General features: G+C 69.2%; 19 protein-coding genes. 10 read left to right on the plus strand and 9 right to left on the minus strand.

All coding sequences use genetic code 11. The features are described from left to right. Window positions 1-43: 43 nt before the first annotated feature. Both ACI3KT_RS09000 and ACI3KT_RS09005 read right to left on the minus strand, forming a co-directional pair. The gene (locus ACI3KT_RS09000; RefSeq protein ID WP_404903728.1) at window positions 44-1321 is read right to left on the minus strand and encodes a hypothetical protein; all 1278 of its coding nucleotides are present in this window, start codon (window positions 1319-1321) and stop codon (window positions 44-46) included. Beyond that, a complete protein-coding gene (locus tag ACI3KT_RS09005; RefSeq protein ID WP_292904652.1) occupies window positions 1318-1578 on the minus strand; it encodes a hypothetical protein in 261 nt (86 codons plus the stop codon). Before ACI3KT_RS09005 ends, ACI3KT_RS09000 begins: the two co-directional genes overlap by 4 nt. A 128-nt stretch (window positions 1579-1706) precedes the next feature. Between ACI3KT_RS09005 and ACI3KT_RS09010 the strand changes: the two genes are divergently transcribed. The 3 genes from ACI3KT_RS09010 to ACI3KT_RS09020 are packed head-to-tail and all read left to right on the plus strand — an operon-like array spanning window position 1707 to window position 3968. After that, window positions 1707-2216 carry a low molecular weight protein-tyrosine-phosphatase gene (locus ACI3KT_RS09010; protein ID WP_292904650.1) on the plus strand — a complete coding sequence of 170 codons (510 nt, stop codon included), beginning with the start codon at window positions 1707-1709 and terminating at the stop codon, window positions 2214-2216. A 22-nt stretch (window positions 2217-2238) separates the two neighbouring features. Continuing rightward, window positions 2239-3621, plus strand: a complete 1383-nt coding sequence (gene purB, locus ACI3KT_RS09015; protein WP_404904058.1) for an adenylosuccinate lyase — start codon at window positions 2239-2241, stop codon at window positions 3619-3621. 5 nt (window positions 3622-3626) lie between these two features. Further along, window positions 3627-3968 carry a hypothetical protein gene (locus tag ACI3KT_RS09020; RefSeq protein WP_404903730.1) on the plus strand — a complete coding sequence of 114 codons (342 nt, stop codon included), beginning with the start codon at window positions 3627-3629 and terminating at the stop codon, window positions 3966-3968. 134 nt (window positions 3969-4102) lie between these two features. On the opposite strand, the gene ACI3KT_RS09025 is transcribed toward ACI3KT_RS09020, so the two are convergent. From ACI3KT_RS09025 to ACI3KT_RS09035, 3 genes are all read right to left on the minus strand, one after another. Then, complete coding sequence (locus tag ACI3KT_RS09025) at window positions 4103-5533, minus strand: MFS transporter (protein WP_404903731.1); 1431 nt, start codon at window positions 5531-5533, stop codon at window positions 4103-4105. Between the two features lie 85 nt (window positions 5534-5618). Continuing rightward, the gene (locus ACI3KT_RS09030; RefSeq protein ID WP_307292806.1) at window positions 5619-5972 is read right to left on the minus strand and encodes a hypothetical protein; all 354 of its coding nucleotides are present in this window, start codon (window positions 5970-5972) and stop codon (window positions 5619-5621) included. Then, window positions 5969-6619 (minus strand): acyl-CoA synthetase, encoded by a 651-nt coding sequence (locus ACI3KT_RS09035; RefSeq protein ID WP_404903733.1) that lies wholly within the window; start codon window positions 6617-6619, stop codon window positions 5969-5971. The genes ACI3KT_RS09030 and ACI3KT_RS09035 overlap by 4 nt, the downstream gene beginning before the upstream one ends. 296 nt (window positions 6620-6915) lie before the next feature. Here ACI3KT_RS09035 and ACI3KT_RS09040 point away from each other — a divergent pair, with 296 nt between their 5' ends. Next, the gene (locus tag ACI3KT_RS09040; RefSeq protein ID WP_292904640.1) at window positions 6916-7839 is read left to right on the plus strand and encodes a hypothetical protein; all 924 of its coding nucleotides are present in this window, start codon (window positions 6916-6918) and stop codon (window positions 7837-7839) included. Here the strand turns inward: ACI3KT_RS09040 and ACI3KT_RS09045 are convergent. Next, a complete protein-coding gene (locus tag ACI3KT_RS09045; RefSeq protein WP_404903735.1) occupies window positions 7827-8663 on the minus strand; it encodes a sulfurtransferase in 837 nt (278 codons plus the stop codon). The genes ACI3KT_RS09040 and ACI3KT_RS09045 overlap by 13 nt on opposite strands. Before the next feature lie 162 nt (window positions 8664-8825). On the opposite strand from ACI3KT_RS09045, the gene ACI3KT_RS09050 reads away from it, so the two are divergent. The 3 genes from ACI3KT_RS09050 (at window position 8826) to ACI3KT_RS09060 (ending at window position 10920) form a co-directional block, all read left to right on the plus strand. Then, window positions 8826-9737 (plus strand): DMT family transporter, encoded by a 912-nt coding sequence (locus ACI3KT_RS09050; protein ID WP_404903737.1) that lies wholly within the window; start codon window positions 8826-8828, stop codon window positions 9735-9737. A 68-nt stretch (window positions 9738-9805) separates the two neighbouring features. Continuing rightward, window positions 9806-10465, plus strand: coding sequence for a GTP cyclohydrolase II (ribA, locus tag ACI3KT_RS09055; RefSeq protein WP_404903739.1), 660 nt, complete (start codon window positions 9806-9808; stop codon window positions 10463-10465). Beyond that, window positions 10462-10920: a MarR family winged helix-turn-helix transcriptional regulator gene (locus ACI3KT_RS09060; RefSeq protein WP_307292815.1), complete on the plus strand. Its 459-nt coding sequence runs from the start codon at window positions 10462-10464 to the stop codon at window positions 10918-10920. Before ribA ends, ACI3KT_RS09060 begins: the two co-directional genes overlap by 4 nt. 190 nt (window positions 10921-11110) lie before the next feature. Here the strand turns inward: ACI3KT_RS09060 and ACI3KT_RS09065 are convergent, their stop codons facing one another. Continuing rightward, window positions 11111-11983, minus strand: a complete 873-nt coding sequence (locus tag ACI3KT_RS09065; protein WP_404904060.1) for an aldo/keto reductase — start codon at window positions 11981-11983, stop codon at window positions 11111-11113. Window positions 11984-12107: 124 nt separating this feature from the next. On the opposite strand from ACI3KT_RS09065, the gene ACI3KT_RS09070 reads away from it, so the two are divergent. Then, entirely contained in the window at window positions 12108-13019 is a 912-nt protein-coding gene (locus tag ACI3KT_RS09070) for a helix-turn-helix transcriptional regulator (RefSeq protein ID WP_292904631.1), read from the plus strand. Window positions 13020-13176: 157 nt separating this feature from the next. Next, complete coding sequence (locus ACI3KT_RS09075; RefSeq protein ID WP_404903741.1) at window positions 13177-13512, plus strand: helix-turn-helix domain-containing protein; 336 nt, start codon at window positions 13177-13179, stop codon at window positions 13510-13512. Window positions 13513-13706: 194 nt separating this feature from the next. On the opposite strand, the gene ACI3KT_RS09080 is transcribed toward ACI3KT_RS09075, so the two are convergent. Then, window positions 13707-14297, minus strand: a complete 591-nt coding sequence (locus ACI3KT_RS09080; RefSeq protein ID WP_404903743.1) for a ClpP family protease — start codon at window positions 14295-14297, stop codon at window positions 13707-13709. Continuing rightward, window positions 14294-14908 (minus strand): ClpP family protease, encoded by a 615-nt coding sequence (locus ACI3KT_RS09085; protein WP_404903745.1) that lies wholly within the window; start codon window positions 14906-14908, stop codon window positions 14294-14296. Before ACI3KT_RS09085 ends, ACI3KT_RS09080 begins: the two co-directional genes overlap by 4 nt. Window positions 14909-15025: 117 nt before the next feature. Between ACI3KT_RS09085 and ACI3KT_RS09090 the strand changes: the two genes are divergently transcribed. Further along, window positions 15026-15487 carry an acyl-CoA thioesterase gene (locus ACI3KT_RS09090; RefSeq protein ID WP_404903747.1) on the plus strand — a complete coding sequence of 154 codons (462 nt, stop codon included), beginning with the start codon at window positions 15026-15028 and terminating at the stop codon, window positions 15485-15487.

Below are 15487 nucleotides of genomic sequence, written 5' to 3' on the forward strand. Positions count from 1 at the left end.
GGTCGTGCTCGCTCCCGACGCGCATGCGCCGTTGCGCACCACCCTATCCATTCCGCTCAGCGTGATACTCGGTCCTCTCGATCTTGACGGCCTCGTTCAGGCCCGCCCAGAAGTCGTCGAGGGACTCGACCCGGGGATCGCCCGACTTCTCGGCCAGCTCGGCCGTCTCGATGTACGAGTCGAGCATGTGCGTGTCGAGCAGCAGATCCTGCAGTCCGGCTCCGGGGTCGCCCTCCCTCGTGACCGTGAAGCTGCCGGGGCTTCCGCTGGCGCCGGGCGATCCCCCGCCGGACAGACTGCTGACGACGTCGTCGGTGTGCCGGAACTGCACGAGGATCTGGTCGTCGCCGACGGTCGGCTCGACCGGGCTGCCTGCCGTGATCTGCACGTGCACATCGAACTCGCTCTCCATCGAGAGATGCGCCGCGATCATTCCCGACTGCGAATGCGCCACGATGTCGACCTCGTCGCCCGGCCGCGCGCCCGCAGCATCGAGGGCATCGAGCGTCGCCTGGTACGACGCCGACGTCTTGCCGCCGTACAGCTCGGTGTTCGACGCCATGTCCCATGGCTCTTCGCCGCCGAAGCCGACGCTCTGCGTGCCCTTGAGGTACGCGACGTACTTCGCGCTGCCGTCTTCCATCGTGTACTTCTCGACGGCCACCTGGGCGCCGTCGCTCTGCGGCATCCGCCGGAAGGCCTCGGGAATGCTCACCGGTGCACCGGTCGGCGACGTGGTCTTCACCGGGCACACCTGGACCTTGTGGAACAGGTGCGTGAGACGCATCCCCGGCCAGATCTTGCCGAAGCCGGCGTGGGTGCCGACCATGCCGCCCATGCCGAACAGCACGCCCAGCCCGCCAGGGATGAACTGGCTGTCGAGCCCCTCGAAACGAGCATCCTCCCAGCCCTGCACGAGCATGGTCGACATGTCCACCACGCGAGGCTCCGCTTCGGCGAGCGCCTCCATCCGCAGATACAGGGCGTCTGCGGCGGCCCGATCGCTCAGCGCCAGCGCGTCGGCCTCGGCCTTGAGCTCGGTGTACTCGTAGACGTCGGCCATGAGCCGCGTGCCGACGACGGCCGACTCGCAGTCCGCGCGGAGCTGGTCGGCCGCGTCTCCGCTGGCCCACAGAGCGACAGTGTCGACCTGTTCGCTGAGGCCGGCGGTGCCGACGACGAGCTGATGCGCGGTGCGGATTGCGGAGCACGCGTCGTCGAAGTCGCCTCCCAGTCCCACCATCCGCGCCGCCACGTCGCGCAGCGCCGCGGGATCGACCGAGATCGCCCCGCCGTAGCCGATGTCGATGCCGGCACTCACGACAACGCCCGATCGAGTTCCCAGGCGCGGCTGCTGAGCCGGCCGACTTCGACACCGGCCGCCGTCTGGAACGCCGCGAGCGTGTCGTGAAGCGCCCTCACGCCGTCGGACTGCCACTCGGTGTCGACCGTGAGACCGACGAGCGCGGCGCCTGCGGCGTTCAGGGCGGAGATCGCCTCGTCGACGGCGGACGCCGCCTGCAGGCAGGCCCAGGCGTCGGCGGAGGTTCCGGATTCTGCGATTGCGAAGGAGTGCATGCCGACAGCATCCGCTTCCCGGACCCGGCTCCGCTCCCGGAAATCGGCCGATCCGCATGTTCTGTGGAGAGCCCGTGACCGAGGCGGACTGTGCAGGAAGACAGCACGACCGGCAGAATGGGTGAGTGATGTCCCCGGATCCCTTCCGCGTGCTCTTCGTGTGCACGGGGAACATCTGCCGATCGCCGATGGCGGAGGTGGTGTTCCGCGATCTCGCCGAGCGCCAGGGACTCGGCACGCGCATCGTCTCGCGCAGCGCGGGAACCGGCGACTGGCACCTCGGCGAGCGGGCCGACGAACGCACGATCGAGTCTCTCGCGCGTCGAGGTTACGACGGCTCTCAGCACCGGGCCAAGCAGTTCACCGCCTCGTCGTTCGCCGACAACGATCTGATCGTCGCCCTCGATCGCACTCACGAGCGCATCCTGCGCGAGTGGGCGCACGACGAAGACGAAGAGGGAAAGGTCACCCTGCTCCTCGCCTTCGACCCGGATGCGTCGACCCAGGACGTGCCGGACCCGTACTACGCGGGCACCGAGATGTTCGATTCCGTGCTCGGTATGATTGAGGCGGCGACCCGCGGCCTGTTCCGTCAGCTCGAACCGGCCCTCCGCGCCCCTCGCACGCCCCGCGCTTAGGGGCCCTATCAGGAGGACTCCCCTGACTTTCCAGCCCTCTCTCCCGCCGCAGCCCCTGAGCCCTCTCGACGGCCGCTACCGCTCCGCCGTCACCGGCCTCGCCGACTTCCTCTCGGAGGCGGGTCTGAACCGCGCTCGCGTCGAGGTCGAGGTCGAGTGGCTGATCGCGCTCACCGACCGCTCGCTCTTCGAGACCTCACCGCTGTCGGATGCCGACAAGGAGCGCCTGCGCGCCCTCTACCGCGACTTCGGACAGGCCGAGATCGACTGGCTCGCCGAGAAGGAAGCCGTCACCCAGCACGACGTCAAGGCGATCGAGTACCTGGTGCGCGACCGCCTGTCGACTCTCGGGCTCGACGCGATCGCCGAGCTCACGCACTTCGCGTGCACGAGCGAGGACATCAACTCCGCCTCGTACGCGCTCACCGTGAAGCGCGCGGTCGAGGAGGTCTGGCTTCCGGCTCTCGACACCGTGATCGCGAAGCTGCGCGAACTCGCCGTCGAGCACGCCGACGCCGCCATGCTCTCCCGCACGCACGGTCAGCCGGCGACCCCGTCGACCATGGGCAAGGAGCTCGCCGTCTTCGCGTGGCGCCTCGAGCGCGTGCGCGGCCAGATCGCGGCATCCGACTACCTCGCGAAGTTCTCGGGCGCGACTGGCACGTGGTCCGCCCACCTGGCCGCCGACCCGGATGTGAACTGGCCCGAGGTCGCCCGCGAGTACATCGAGGGCCTCGGTCTCGGCTTCAACATCCTCACCACCCAGATCGAGTCGCACGACTGGCAGGTCGAACTCTACGACCGCGTACGTCACGCAGGCGGCATCCTGCACAACCTCGCCACCGACATCTGGACCTACATCTCGCTCGGCTACTTCGCGCAGATCCCCGTCGCCGGCGCGACCGGCTCGTCGACGATGCCGCACAAGATCAACCCGATCCGCTTCGAGAACGCCGAGGCGAACCTCGAGATCGCAGGCAGCCTGCTGAACTCGCTGTCGCAGACCCTGGTGACCTCGCGCATGCAGCGCGATCTCACCGACTCGACGACGCAGCGCAACATCGGGGTCGCGTTCGGCCACTCGCTGCTCGCCCTCGACAATCTGCGCCGCGGACTCAACGCGATCTCGCTGTCGCGCGACGTGCTGCTCGCCGACCTCGACGTGAACTGGGAGGTCCTCGCCGAGGCGATCCAGACCGTCATCCGCGCCGAGGTCGTCGCCGGACGCTCGACGATCAGCGACCCCTACGCGCTGCTCAAGGAGCTCACGCGCGGTCACCGCGTCGGCGCCGCCGACCTCGCGGAGTTCGTCAAGGGGCTCGAGATCGGCGATGCCGCGAAGCAGCGCCTGCTCGAGCTGACCCCCGCGACCTACATCGGCATCGCCGAGCAGCTCGCGAAGTAACCCGGATGGACAGCGCACAGCTCGCCGGGGCGACGCTGCCGCTGCGTCGCACCGGAAGCCGGTACGACGTCGAGGAGGTCGACGCCTTCCTCGCGCGGTGCGTGGACGCGCTGAGGTCCGGGGAGCGCGGGTTCCGCCCCGCGCTCCGAGTGGATGAGATCGTGCTCGCCCAGTTCCGGAACGTGCCGTTCTTCGGCGCCGGCTACGACGCGGATGCAGTGGACAACCTGCTCGACGAGGTCAGCGTGCGGCTGCGCGCGTACGACCCGGAGTCGGCGCAGGAGAAGGCGCAGGAGGCCGAGCTCCGCGCCATGCTCGACGACATCAAGAAGCGCCCCCGGAGCTGACCCGCTCTCCCTGCGTCGCGCCGCCGCCGTCGAGTGCACGTGAACTCGTCGAGTGCACGGCATCCTCGCGCCGAGAACCCGTGCATTCGACGACTTCACGTGAAGCCGACACGACCCTGGGGCGCGAGAGGGAGCTAGCGCGCCTCTCCGGAGTGCTCCTCCACGGAGTCGCGCGGCATGAAGAACGCGGCAGCCAGGGTGAGCGCCGCGACGACGGCGGCGCTCACGAAGACCCAGACGGATGCCGAGACGATCGTCGCGGGATCGTCGGGCCCCGCGCCGCGAGCGATGACCGCGTTCGAGATCGCCCCGAAGACGGCGACGCCGAGGGCGCTGCCGGCTGAACGGGCGAAGGCGTTCATGCCCGTCACGGCTCCGCGCTCGCCCCAGCCCACCGAGGCCTGCGCCGCGATGAGCGTCGGCGCGGCGCTCCAGCCCAGTCCGAAGCCCAGGACGAACGCGATCCCTGCGACCGAGAACGGGTTCGGCCACGGCGACACCGCGGCGAGGGCGATCGCGGCGATCGTCGTGATGCCCATGCCGGTGAGGGTCGTGCGGCGGAAGCCGATGCGCAGGTACAGGCGTCCGGCGTTGGCCGCCGAGATCGGCCAGCCGAGCGTGAGCGCCGCGACCGCGAGGCCAGACAGCAGCGGGGCGATGCCGATCGACCCCTCGAGATAAGCCGGCGCGAAGCTCGTGACGCCGGTCATGAGAGCGCCGATGCCGAGCGACACGATGGTCGTGGTGAGGATGAGCGGCCGGGCCGCGAGCCGCAGATCGACGATCGGCTCTGCGGCCCGGCGCTCGACCAGGCCGAACGCCACGAGCGCGAGCACACCGATTCCGAAGCACAGAGCGCTCGGCGCCGAGATCCAGTCCCAGGCGTTGCCGCCCTCGAGCATGCCGAGGATCAGGCCGGTGAGGCCCACGGTGAGCAGTGCAGCGCCGGCGTAGTCGATGCGGTGCTTCTGCGTCTGCATCTTCTCGTGATATTCGCGCAGCAGCATCCATCCGGCGATCAGACAGAGCGGCACATTGACCCAGAAGATCCAGCGCCAGGCGTCGAGCTGGGCGAAGATGCCGCCGAGGGCGGGACCGACGACCGACGAGATCGCCCACACCGAGGCGATGTACCCCTGCACCTTGGCGCGCTCGGCCACCGTGTAGATGTCGCCCACGATCGTCATCGACATCGGCGCGACCGCGCCGGCTCCGAGACCCTGCACGATGCGGAACAGGATCAGCGCGGGCATGCTCCACGCGACGCCGCAGAGGATCGATCCGAGCAGGAACAGTCCGATGCCGAGCAGGATGATGGGCTTGCGTCCCACCGTGTCGGCGAAGCGCGAGTAGATCGGAACGCTCACCGCCTGCGCCAGCAGGTACACCGAGAACAGCCACGGGAACTGCTGGTAGCTGCCGAGGTCCCGCACGATGCTGGGCACAGCGGTGGCGAGGATGGTCGCATCGATCGCGATGAGGCCGGTCGACAGCATGAGCGCAGCGAGCACCGGACCACGCTCGGATCTCAGCCCGATGGAGGCGCGGTCGACGGAGGCGGTCACCACAAGGACAAGGCGCGAGCGGCCTGCCGTATTCCTTCGACGACGACGGATGCCGCGACGCGAGCGGGACGTGCCCGCGAAGAGGCTATGAAGCGGAGGGCCCGCCGGTCGAGCCCGTGGTCGCGTCGTCGTCGGACTCGGCGTCGTACAGCACGGGACGGTCGATCGTCTTGGTGACCTTGTTCGGATCGACGGCCAGGATCAGCATCGACAGCATCAGCAGCGTCACGATGAACGCGCCGCCGCCGACGACCAGACCCAGCGCGAGGGGCGTGAGCCCCTGGTACGTGCCGTCGATGATCGCGTTGTTGACTCGGGCCGTGAAGGCGCCGGTGGAGACCAGGGTCACCAGGGCGGCGAACACGCCGCAACCCAGGGCGATGCCCAGCAGGTGCAGAGGCCGCAGGATGTCCCGGCGGGTGGGCTTCTCGTCGCTCATCGCTCTCCTCCGGGCGCGATCTCGCTCGCGCTCCGTTCGTTCTCGGATGCCCTGGCGATGGCATCCGCTCGCTGCGGGGTGAGACCGGCGATGCCGAGGAAGACGGCCACGATCGCGGCGTATCCGCCGAACATCCCCACCCCGAGGATGATGCCGGTCAACAGGAACTCGCCCGCGTCTTTGATGGCGTACGGCTGCGTGAGCCCTGCGGGGATCGCGAGAAGCGCGACGCCGAGGATAAGCCCGAAGGCGCCCACCGTGATCGAATCGCGTGCGGTCTGCTCACCGACGCGCCGCGCGCGGAGACCCGCGATCAGCTCGATCGCTCCCGTGATCAGACCCCATGCGACGACGACGCCGAAGAACACGTCGTTCGTGCGCCAGGCGGGAACGCCGCCGGCCATGCCCGCGAGGAGGTCGACGGCGGCCAGCATCACATACGGCCAACGTCCGCCGGCGGGGAGCACCAGCCATGCGGAGAGCGCGAGCACCAGGGCCGTCGCGATCGCGAATCCGCTGAAGACCGACAGGCCGATCGCGGCCGAGTGGTCGGGAGAGAAGGTGATCATCGCTGCGGCCGCGGCGGCGAACAGCGCGCGCACGAGTTGAACGTTGCGCACGGTGAACGTGCGAGCAGGGGCAGACATGACGGTTCTCGGTCCTCCGGGGTGGTGTTCCCAGTCTACGCGCGGGCGCGAGACGCCGCCGCCGGAGACGTTCGTGGGGTCCGGGCGGATCTCCCCAGATCGTCCACCGGACCCCACGAGATACGCAGCGAGGGGGGCATCACTGCGTGAAGCTGTTCGTCCGCAAGGTCGGGCACCCTGCTTGCGCCGAGACAGCCAATCGACCCCACGAAGTGCGCCCGGTCCCCTGAGACGCATGCGTGCGGTCGTATGCTCACTCTAGAGCGCAGTTCTTCACATACCGGAGGGGGTCTGTGATGAGTTCGAGAAACGAACTCCGCAGGGCGCGGGCGGATGCTTTCGCCAGCGCCCTCCGTGACGGCATCAACGCGCGCGGGGTCACGCTCGCCTGGCTGCAGGAGAACCTGCGGCTGCGCGGCAACACCGTGTCGATGGCCACTCTCAGCTACTGGCGCTCCGGAGCACGGCGCCCCGAGGGGGCACAGTCGATGGCTGCTCTGGGCGATATCGAGTCGCTGCTCGGTCTCACCGCCGGCGCCCTCACAGGGCTGCTCGGCAGCACCAAGCGAACCGGTCCGCTCGGGCCGAACCAGTTCCCGATCGACGAGGCCGCTCTCGAGCAGATGGTGAAGGACGCGTTCGCCGCCCTCGGCACGCCCTACCCCGACACCAGTCGCGAGGTGACCACGCACTCGGTGACCGACGTCGACGCCGACGGCAACGTGTCGCACTGCATCACGCGCAGCGTCGTGCAGTCGACGGTGGGCACCGTGACCGCGATCCCGTTCCTCGAACTGAGCCCCGGGGTGAGCACGCCCGCCCCCGTGCTGTCCGCCGTCTCGGGCGGACGCATCTCTGCGCGATACTCGCATCCGAGCGGCGAGGTGCACGGCGCGCTGTTCGAGCTCGAGGCGCCGCTGACGGCTCCCGGCACCGCGGTGATCGAGTGGTCGGTCGGCTTCCCGCCCGGCTACCCGCCCACACAGGAGACCGGCCATGCGGTGGCCCGGCAGTGCCGCGAGCTGATGGTGTGGACGCGCTTTCACCCTGATGCGCTGCCCGACTGGGTGGAGGAGAAGATCGAGACGCCGACCGGCATCCGCCTCGCTCCGCTGTCGTTGGCCGGCCGCACCTCGGTCCATCAGGTGCGCAGGGCTTTCGGACCGGGAGCGATCGAGCTGCGCTGGGGATACGGTGAGCGCGCGGATCAGCCCGGCTGATCACCCGTAGCGACGGGACGACCGGGTGTGTTCGACCACTGACTCCATGAGCCGGGGTAGACCTTCAGCGGAATGCCCACCTCGTCGGCGACGAGGGCGGTGTGCGCGGCGGTCACGCCAGAGCCGCAGTACGCGGCGACCGGGATGCCGGGGGTCACGCCGACCCCGGCGAAGGTCTGCTGCAGCGTGTCCGTGTCGAGGATCTTGCCGTCGGCATCGAGATACGCCGCCATCGGCACGTTGAGCGCTCCGGGGATGTGCCCGGCCGCCGGATCGTAGGGCTCGGTCTCGCCACGGTATCGCTCGGGGGCCCTCGCGTCGAGGAGGATGCCGGATTCGGGGAACGCGGCCGCCTCGTCGATCGAGATCGCATCCGCGCCGATCTCCTCGAGAACCGCATCGCCCGGTACGGGCACGACGTCATCGGTCGCGATCTCGAACCCGGCGGCCTTCCACGCACGGATGCCGCCGTCGAGCACGCGCACGTCGACGCCCGCCTGCCGTAGCAGCCACCATGCACGTGCAGCTCCGAGACCCTTGGAGTCGTCATAGGCGATCACGATGTCGCCGTGGTTCACACCCCAGCGGCGCGCGGCGTTCTGCAGCTCCTCGGTGGACGGGAGCGGGTGCCGGCCGTCGGCGGCTTCGCCGTGCGTGGCGAGTTCGGTGTGCAGCGGAACGAAGACGGCCCCCGGCACGTGGCCGGAGAGGTACTCGCCGCGCCCGTCCGGACGATCGAGGCTCCAGCGCACGTCGATGACGCGCACCGGGGAGCCCGAGGAGAGGAGGCCTTTCAGCTCGGCGGCGGAGACGAAGTTGCTCATGATCCCGAGCGTACCCGGGCTCGATGAGCCGTCGCCCGCCACGGATGTCGGCGGGTTCCACAGATGTCAGCCGAGAACGGCGATCCGGACCGGCATCCGTGATCTGGGCCGACAAGTGCGCCGAACGATATCCTCGATTCGGCAGATCGAGAAAGGCTCCGTATGCGCTCCCGTCTGCGTCTTCTGCGCTTCCGCCCTCAGGAAGCCGCCCTCGTCGCGATCACGGCGGTGTGGGGCAGCACGTTCCTCCTCGTGCACTGGGCGATGGAGCATTCGGGTCCGTGGTTCTTCATCGGCATCCGCTTCCTGGTCGCCGGGCTCATCAGCGTGATCATCTTCCGCCGCTCGATGCGCGGCATGCGCTGGTCGGACATCGGCGCCGGCGCCGCGATCGGCCTGATGATCCACCTCGGCTACGGCCTGCAGACCGTGGGGTTGCAGACGATCGAGTCGAGCACCTCGGGCTTCATCACCGCGATGTACGTGCCGCTTGTGCCGTTCGCGCAGTGGGCCGTGTTCCGCAAGAGACCGCCGGCGATGGCGTTCGTCGGGGCCGGTCTGGCGTTTCTGGGTCTTCTGCTGATCGCGGGCCCCGAGGCGATCGTCACGCTCAGCCTCGGGGCCGGCGAGGTCGCCACGCTCATCGCCACGCTGCCGATCGCTGCGGAGATCATCCTCATCAGCGTGTTCGCCGCGAGGGGCGTCGACCTCGGGCGCGTCACCGTGGTGCAGCTGTTCACGGCCGGTCTGCTCGGCATCCTCACGATGCCCATCGCGCGCGAGGCGGTGCCCTCGTTCAGCTGGGTGTGGGTCGGCGCGGCCGTGGGGCTCGGGGCGGCGAGCTGCGTCATCCAGCTGACCATGAACTGGGCGCAGAAGTCGGTGTCGCCGACCCGCGCGACGATCATCTACTCGGCGGAACCGGTCTGGGCAGGCGTGGTCGGACGCATAGCCGGAGAGCGCCTCCCCCTCACCGCGCTGATCGGCGGCGGACTCGTCGTGCTCGGCATCCTGGCGAGCGAGCTGCGCATCGTCCGCCGCCGCGCAACGCCGGTGGACGACGACTGTTCCTGACGGGGGTCCGGATGCCGCCTCGTGACGCACCGGGAATAGATCCGCACGAACCCCGGGTTGCACCCGACATGATTGAAACTTCAACCGTCGTTCCGGTCGTCACCGAGCGGACTCGCGTGCGAGTGCCGATGCAGTTCGCCGACGGGTTCGCCACCACGGCCGACGTGATCACGTTCGACGGTCTCGTCGACGGCCGCGAGCACCTGCTGCTCGGTCTCGGCGATTGGCGCGCGGCGCTCGAGCGCGCAGCCGACGGCGGCGAGGCTCCTCTGGTCCGCCCGCACAGCGAATGCCTGACCGGCGACGTGTTCGGCTCCCAGCGCTGCGACTGCGGCCCGCAGCTGCGCGAGGCGGTCGAGCGCATCGCGGCCGAGGGCGGATTCCTGCTCTACCTGCGCCAGGAGGGCCGGGGCATCGGCCTGTACGCCAAGCTCGACGCCTACGCGCTGCAGGACACGGGTCTCGACACCTACGAGGCGAACGTCGCCCTCGGCCACGGCGAGGACGAGCGCGATTACACGGTGGCCGCGCAGATGCTGCAGGCGTTGGGCGTCGACACCATCCGCCTGCTCAGCAACAACCCCGACAAGGCTCTTCAGCTCGAGGTCCTCGGCATCCGCGTCGCAGAGAGCGTCCGCACGGGGGTGCACCTGTCAGAGGCGAACACCCGCTACCTGCAGGCGAAGCGCGACCACACCTCGCACACGCTCGACCTGTCCGCAGCGTGAACGAGCGGCGGCTCGATGACGCCGAGATGGCGACGTGGCTGCCGACGATCCGGTTCGTGCAGTTGCTTCCGCAGGTGCTCGATCGTGCGCTGAAAGCCGAGACCGGCCTGAACCACGCGCACTACGCGATCCTCATCACCCTCGCGAACGACTCGGAGAAGGCGATCCCGATGACCGAGCTCGCGCGCATCGCGGGGCTGAGCCGCTCGCGTCTCAGCCACGCGATCGACTCGCTCGAGGAGCGCGGGTGGGTCACCCGCACATCCTGCAGCAGCGACAAGCGCACGCTCACCGCAGCCCTGACGGATGCCGGACGCGAGCTGCTCCGATCGGCGGCGCCCGTGCATGTGGCGCAGATCCGCGAGCTCGTGCTCGACCCCCTGAGCGCCGAGGAGCGCGAGCAGCTGGGCAGCATCGTGTCGAAGCTGCTGCCGGGCATCACCGCCGCCCTGTAGGCGCGCTCGTTCGGGAGGGGAACTCACTCACGCTCGGAAGGACGGATGCCGTCCTCGTGCCCGCTCGTTCGGGAGGAGATCTCACGTTCCGAAGGACGGATGCCGTCCTCGGCTCCTCCCGAACGTGCGATCTCCTTCGGAACCCGGGCTCGCGGAGCAGTCCCCTCCCGGGCCGATTCTGCGGGCATCATCACGCTTCGGGGATCACCCGGCCGAACGTCTCGAGCGTGACGACCTCGGGTTCGGGTCCGCGGCGCACGCCCGTGTCCAGAGCGTCGATCGCGGCGAGCTCGTCCTCGGACAGTGCGAAGTCGAACACGTCGAAGTTCTCGGCGATGCGGGCCGGACGAACCGACTTCGGCAGCGCCGAACGCCCTTGCTGCAGGTGCCAGCGCAGCATGACCTGCGCCGGCGACTTGCCGTGCGCTGCGCCGATGGCCTTGAGCGTCTCGTCGTCGAAAGCGGACGCTCCGCCATCGCGATATGCGGTGATGCCACCGATCGGCGACCACGCCTGTGTGACCGTTCCGGTCACGGCATCCGCTCGCTGCACCTCTCGCTGCTGGAAGTAGGGATGCACCTCGATCTGGTTGACCGCGGGGACGATGCTCGTCTCGGCCGCGAGCTGTACGAGGTGGTCTGCCATGAAGTTGCTGACCCCGATGGCGCGCACACGGCCGTCGGCGAGCAGGGTCTCGAGCGCCTTGTAGGCGCCGAGGGTGAGATCGAAACGGGTGGGCAGCGCCTGGTGCAGGATGAAGAGGTCGAGCCGGTCGACGCCGAGCTTGCCGGCCGACTTGTCGAAGGCGTGCAGGGTCTCGTCGTAGCCGAAGTCGCTGATCCATACCTTGGTCTCGATGAAGATCTCCTCGCGCGAGATGCCGCTGCGGCGGATCGCCTCGCCGACTTCGCGCTCGTTGCCGTAAGCGGCGGCCGTGTCGATCAGACGGTAGCCGACCTCCAGCGCCGACCCGACCGCATCGACGGTCTCCTCGGGCGCGGCCTGGAAGACGCCGAACCCGAGGGCCGGCATCGTGACTCCGTTGTTGAGGGTGATGTTCATCGTCATCCCCCCAGTGTGGGCGCAGTTGTGCGGGAAAGGGAGGTCCTGATGGAACCCCCGTCACCGGCAGAGTGGTTGCGCCAGTACCTGTCTCGCGCGAGACGAAAGGCGTAGCGTCGACGGCATGGACACACGCAGCGACGTGCGCGAATTCCTCTCGTCGAGGCGCGCGCGCCTCACCCCCGATCAGGCGGGCCTTCCTGCGTTCGGCGGCAATCGCCGGGTACCCGGGCTGCGCCGCGAAGAGGTGTCGCTGCTCGCCGGGGTCAGCGTCGACTACTACACGAGGCTCGAGCGCGGTGATCTGTCGGGCGTATCGAACACCGTGCTCGATGCGCTCGCCCGCGCGCTGCAACTCGACGACGCCGAGACCGCGCATCTGTTCGACCTCGCCCGCACGGCCAACGCCTCACCGGTGGCACGCAAGCCGCGCAAGAAGGCCACCGGGCTGCGCCCCAGCATCCTGCGCCTGCTCGACGCGATGACCGAGGCGCCCGCCGTCGTGCGCAACAACTACTTCGACTACCTGGCGGGCAATGCGCTCGGGCGCGCCTTGTATCTGCCGGTCTTCGCGTACCCGGCGCCGAACAGTGCGCGTTTCGCGTTCCTGGATCCGGCAGCCCGTGACTTCTACCCGGAGTGGGAGCGCAACACACGTGAGCTCGTCGCCGCCATGCGGGGCGACGCCGGTCGCGACCCGTACGACAAGAAGCTCACCGATCTGGTCGGCGAGCTCTCGACGCGCAGCGAACGGTTCCGCACGCTGTGGGCGGCACACGACGTGCGCTACCACCGCACCGGAACCAAGCGCATCAACCATCCGATCGTCGGCGAGATGGAACTGACATACGAGGCGTTCGAGCTTCCCGCCGATCCGGGCCTGCAGCTGTCGACCTACACCGCCGAACCCGGCACGTCGTCGGCGGAGAAGCTGACGCTGCTGGCCAGCTGGGCGGCGACGGATGCTGCGGCACCCGCTTCGACCGGAGCCGACACCGCTTCGCCCGCATCGGCCCCCGACCACGCCGAGGCCTGATTCGCGCCCCGACGCATTCAGCCGATGCACTCCGGGGGCGACGCGCCAGATCGGGGGCCCGTTTCGCGATTCCGTCCCCCGATCTGGCGTGTCGACCCCCGTTCTGCTCTGAGCAGAACTGCTTCGACCGAGGCGCGGGTGCGGATTATCGTGAGGCATGGCCGACATCGTCCCGTTCCCCCATGCACCCCGTCGTCCCGCCGACCCGGAGCCGCTGTGGCGGCAGCTGCTCGGCGATCAACTGCGCCGCCGCCGACATGACCGCGAAGAGACGCTGACCGAGACCGCCGAGAAGGCCGGAGTCTCACCGCAGTACCTCTCGGAGGTCGAGCGTGGGCTGAAGGAGCCGTCGAGCGAGATGATCGCAGCGATCGCGGGGGCGCTCGACACGTCGCTCATCGAGCTCACGAGCTCGGTCGCCGACGAACTGCGGTCGGCGCCGGCATCCGCCGCCGTGTCCTCCGGACGCGGAGCCTTCGCGCTGGCCGCCTGAGCCTGCCCGTCATTCGGCCGGACGCCGGCTCGCATTCACCGGCATCCGCCTCGCATCCGCCCTTGGGGCCGTCCCCGGCCACACCGCTCCCGGGGACGACACGCCAGATCCGTGGACGAGACCGCGAAACGGTCCCCCGATCTGGCGCGTCGGCCCCCGAAGTAGGGCGCCCGGGGAGCGGTCGCCCGTACCGCTCAGTCGCGCGCGCCCAGCACCGAGTCGATCAGCCCGTACTCCAGGGCGGCGGATGCGGTGAACACGCGGTCCCGGTCGGTGTCGGCGCGGAGCTCTTCGAGCCTGCGGCCGGAATGCCTCGCGAGCACAGACTCCATGTCGGCACGCACCCGCACCACCTCGTCGGCCGCGAGGATCAGGTCGGGGATCGCCCCGCGCGACTGCCCGGCCGGCTGATGCAGCACGATGCGGGCGTGCGTGAGCGCCGACCGCTGACCGGACGCACCGGCCGCGACGAGCAGAGCCGCCGGGCCGATCGCCTGTCCGACGCACGTCGTCGCGATCGCGGGGCGGATGTGCTGCATGGTGTCGTAGATCGCCAGCGCCGCGCCCGGATCACCGCCTTCGCTGTTGATGTAGAACTGCACGGCGCTCTCCGGACTGTCGGCGTCGAGGTGCAGCAGCTGGGCGATCAGGGCGTTCGCGACTCCGGCGTCGATACCGGTGCCGAGGTAGACGACCCGCTCGGCGAGCAGGTGCGAGTAGACGTCCATCACGCGTTCGCCGCGCGGATGCTGCGCGATGACGTTCGGGATCGTGTAGCTGCTCATGCGTCCACCCCCAGGCCGACACGAGCCTTCCGCCGCGGCATCACCTCGGCGAACGACGAGACGATCTCGTCGATGAAGCCGTAATCCTTCGCCTGGGGCGCGGTGTACCAGCGGTCGTGCAGGGAGTCCTCGAAGATGCGCTCGCGCGGCTGGCCGGTGTCGTCGGAGATGAGCCCGAGCACGGTGTCGCGCATGTGCCGCAGATCGTCCGCCTGCGTCTCGATCTCGACAGCGGAGCCGCCGATGCCCGCCGACCCCTGATGCATGAGGATGCGTGCGTGCGGCAGCGCTCGGCGCTTGCCCGCAGCGCCCGCGGAGAGCAGGAACTGCCCGGCGCTGCAGGCGAGGCCGAGTGCGAGGGTCGAGACGTCGTTCGGCACGAGCTTCATGAGGTCGCGGATCGCGAGCATCGACGGCACCGAGCCGCCGGGCGAATGGATCCACAGGGCGATGTCGGCTATCGGGTCCTCGACCGACAGGGTGAGCAGCTGCGTCATCAGCAGTGTGCCGTTGTCGTCGTCGAGGGCTCCGTCGAGCACGAGGATGCGCTCGTGGAACAGCGCCCTGCGGGCTTCGGGTCCGAACTGCGGGATGGGGTTCTCTTCGCTCATGGGCCCAGCATCCCCCGCTCCTCCCGACCCCGCTCCGGAATCCGCCCTGAGCGGCTCTGCCGACAGCGGAGCCGGGCTGTAACACCCCCGACTCACGACCCTCCTACCCTCGGAGACATGGCGAAGCAGAAGGAACCGACATGGTCGGAAGACGGGCTGAACTTCCGCACGCGCAAATGGGTTCGGCCCGAGGATCTCAACGCGAACGGCTCGCTGTTCGGCGGAAGCCTCTTGAAATGGATCGACGAGGAAGCGGCCATCTACGCGATCGTCCAGCTCGGCAACCACCGGGCGGTGACCAAGCACATCTCGGAGATCACCTTCGAGGCATCCGCGGTGCAGGGTGATCTGATCGAGATCGGCCTGAAGGCCACGCACTTCGGCACCACCTCGCTCACGATGCGCGCGGTGGCTCGCAACATGATCACGCGCAAGCGGATCCTCACGATCGACAAGATCGTGTTCGTGAGCCTGGGCGACGACGGCAAGCCGACGCCGCACGGCTACCGCGAGACCACCTACGACCGCGATCGGATGCCGACGGAGCACGCGGTGACCGGGACGATCCGCCTGCCGTAG

The organism is Microbacterium sp. ZW T6_19 (assembly GCF_044987465.1).
Lineage (GTDB): Bacteria > Actinomycetota > Actinomycetes > Actinomycetales > Microbacteriaceae > Microbacterium > Microbacterium natoriense_A.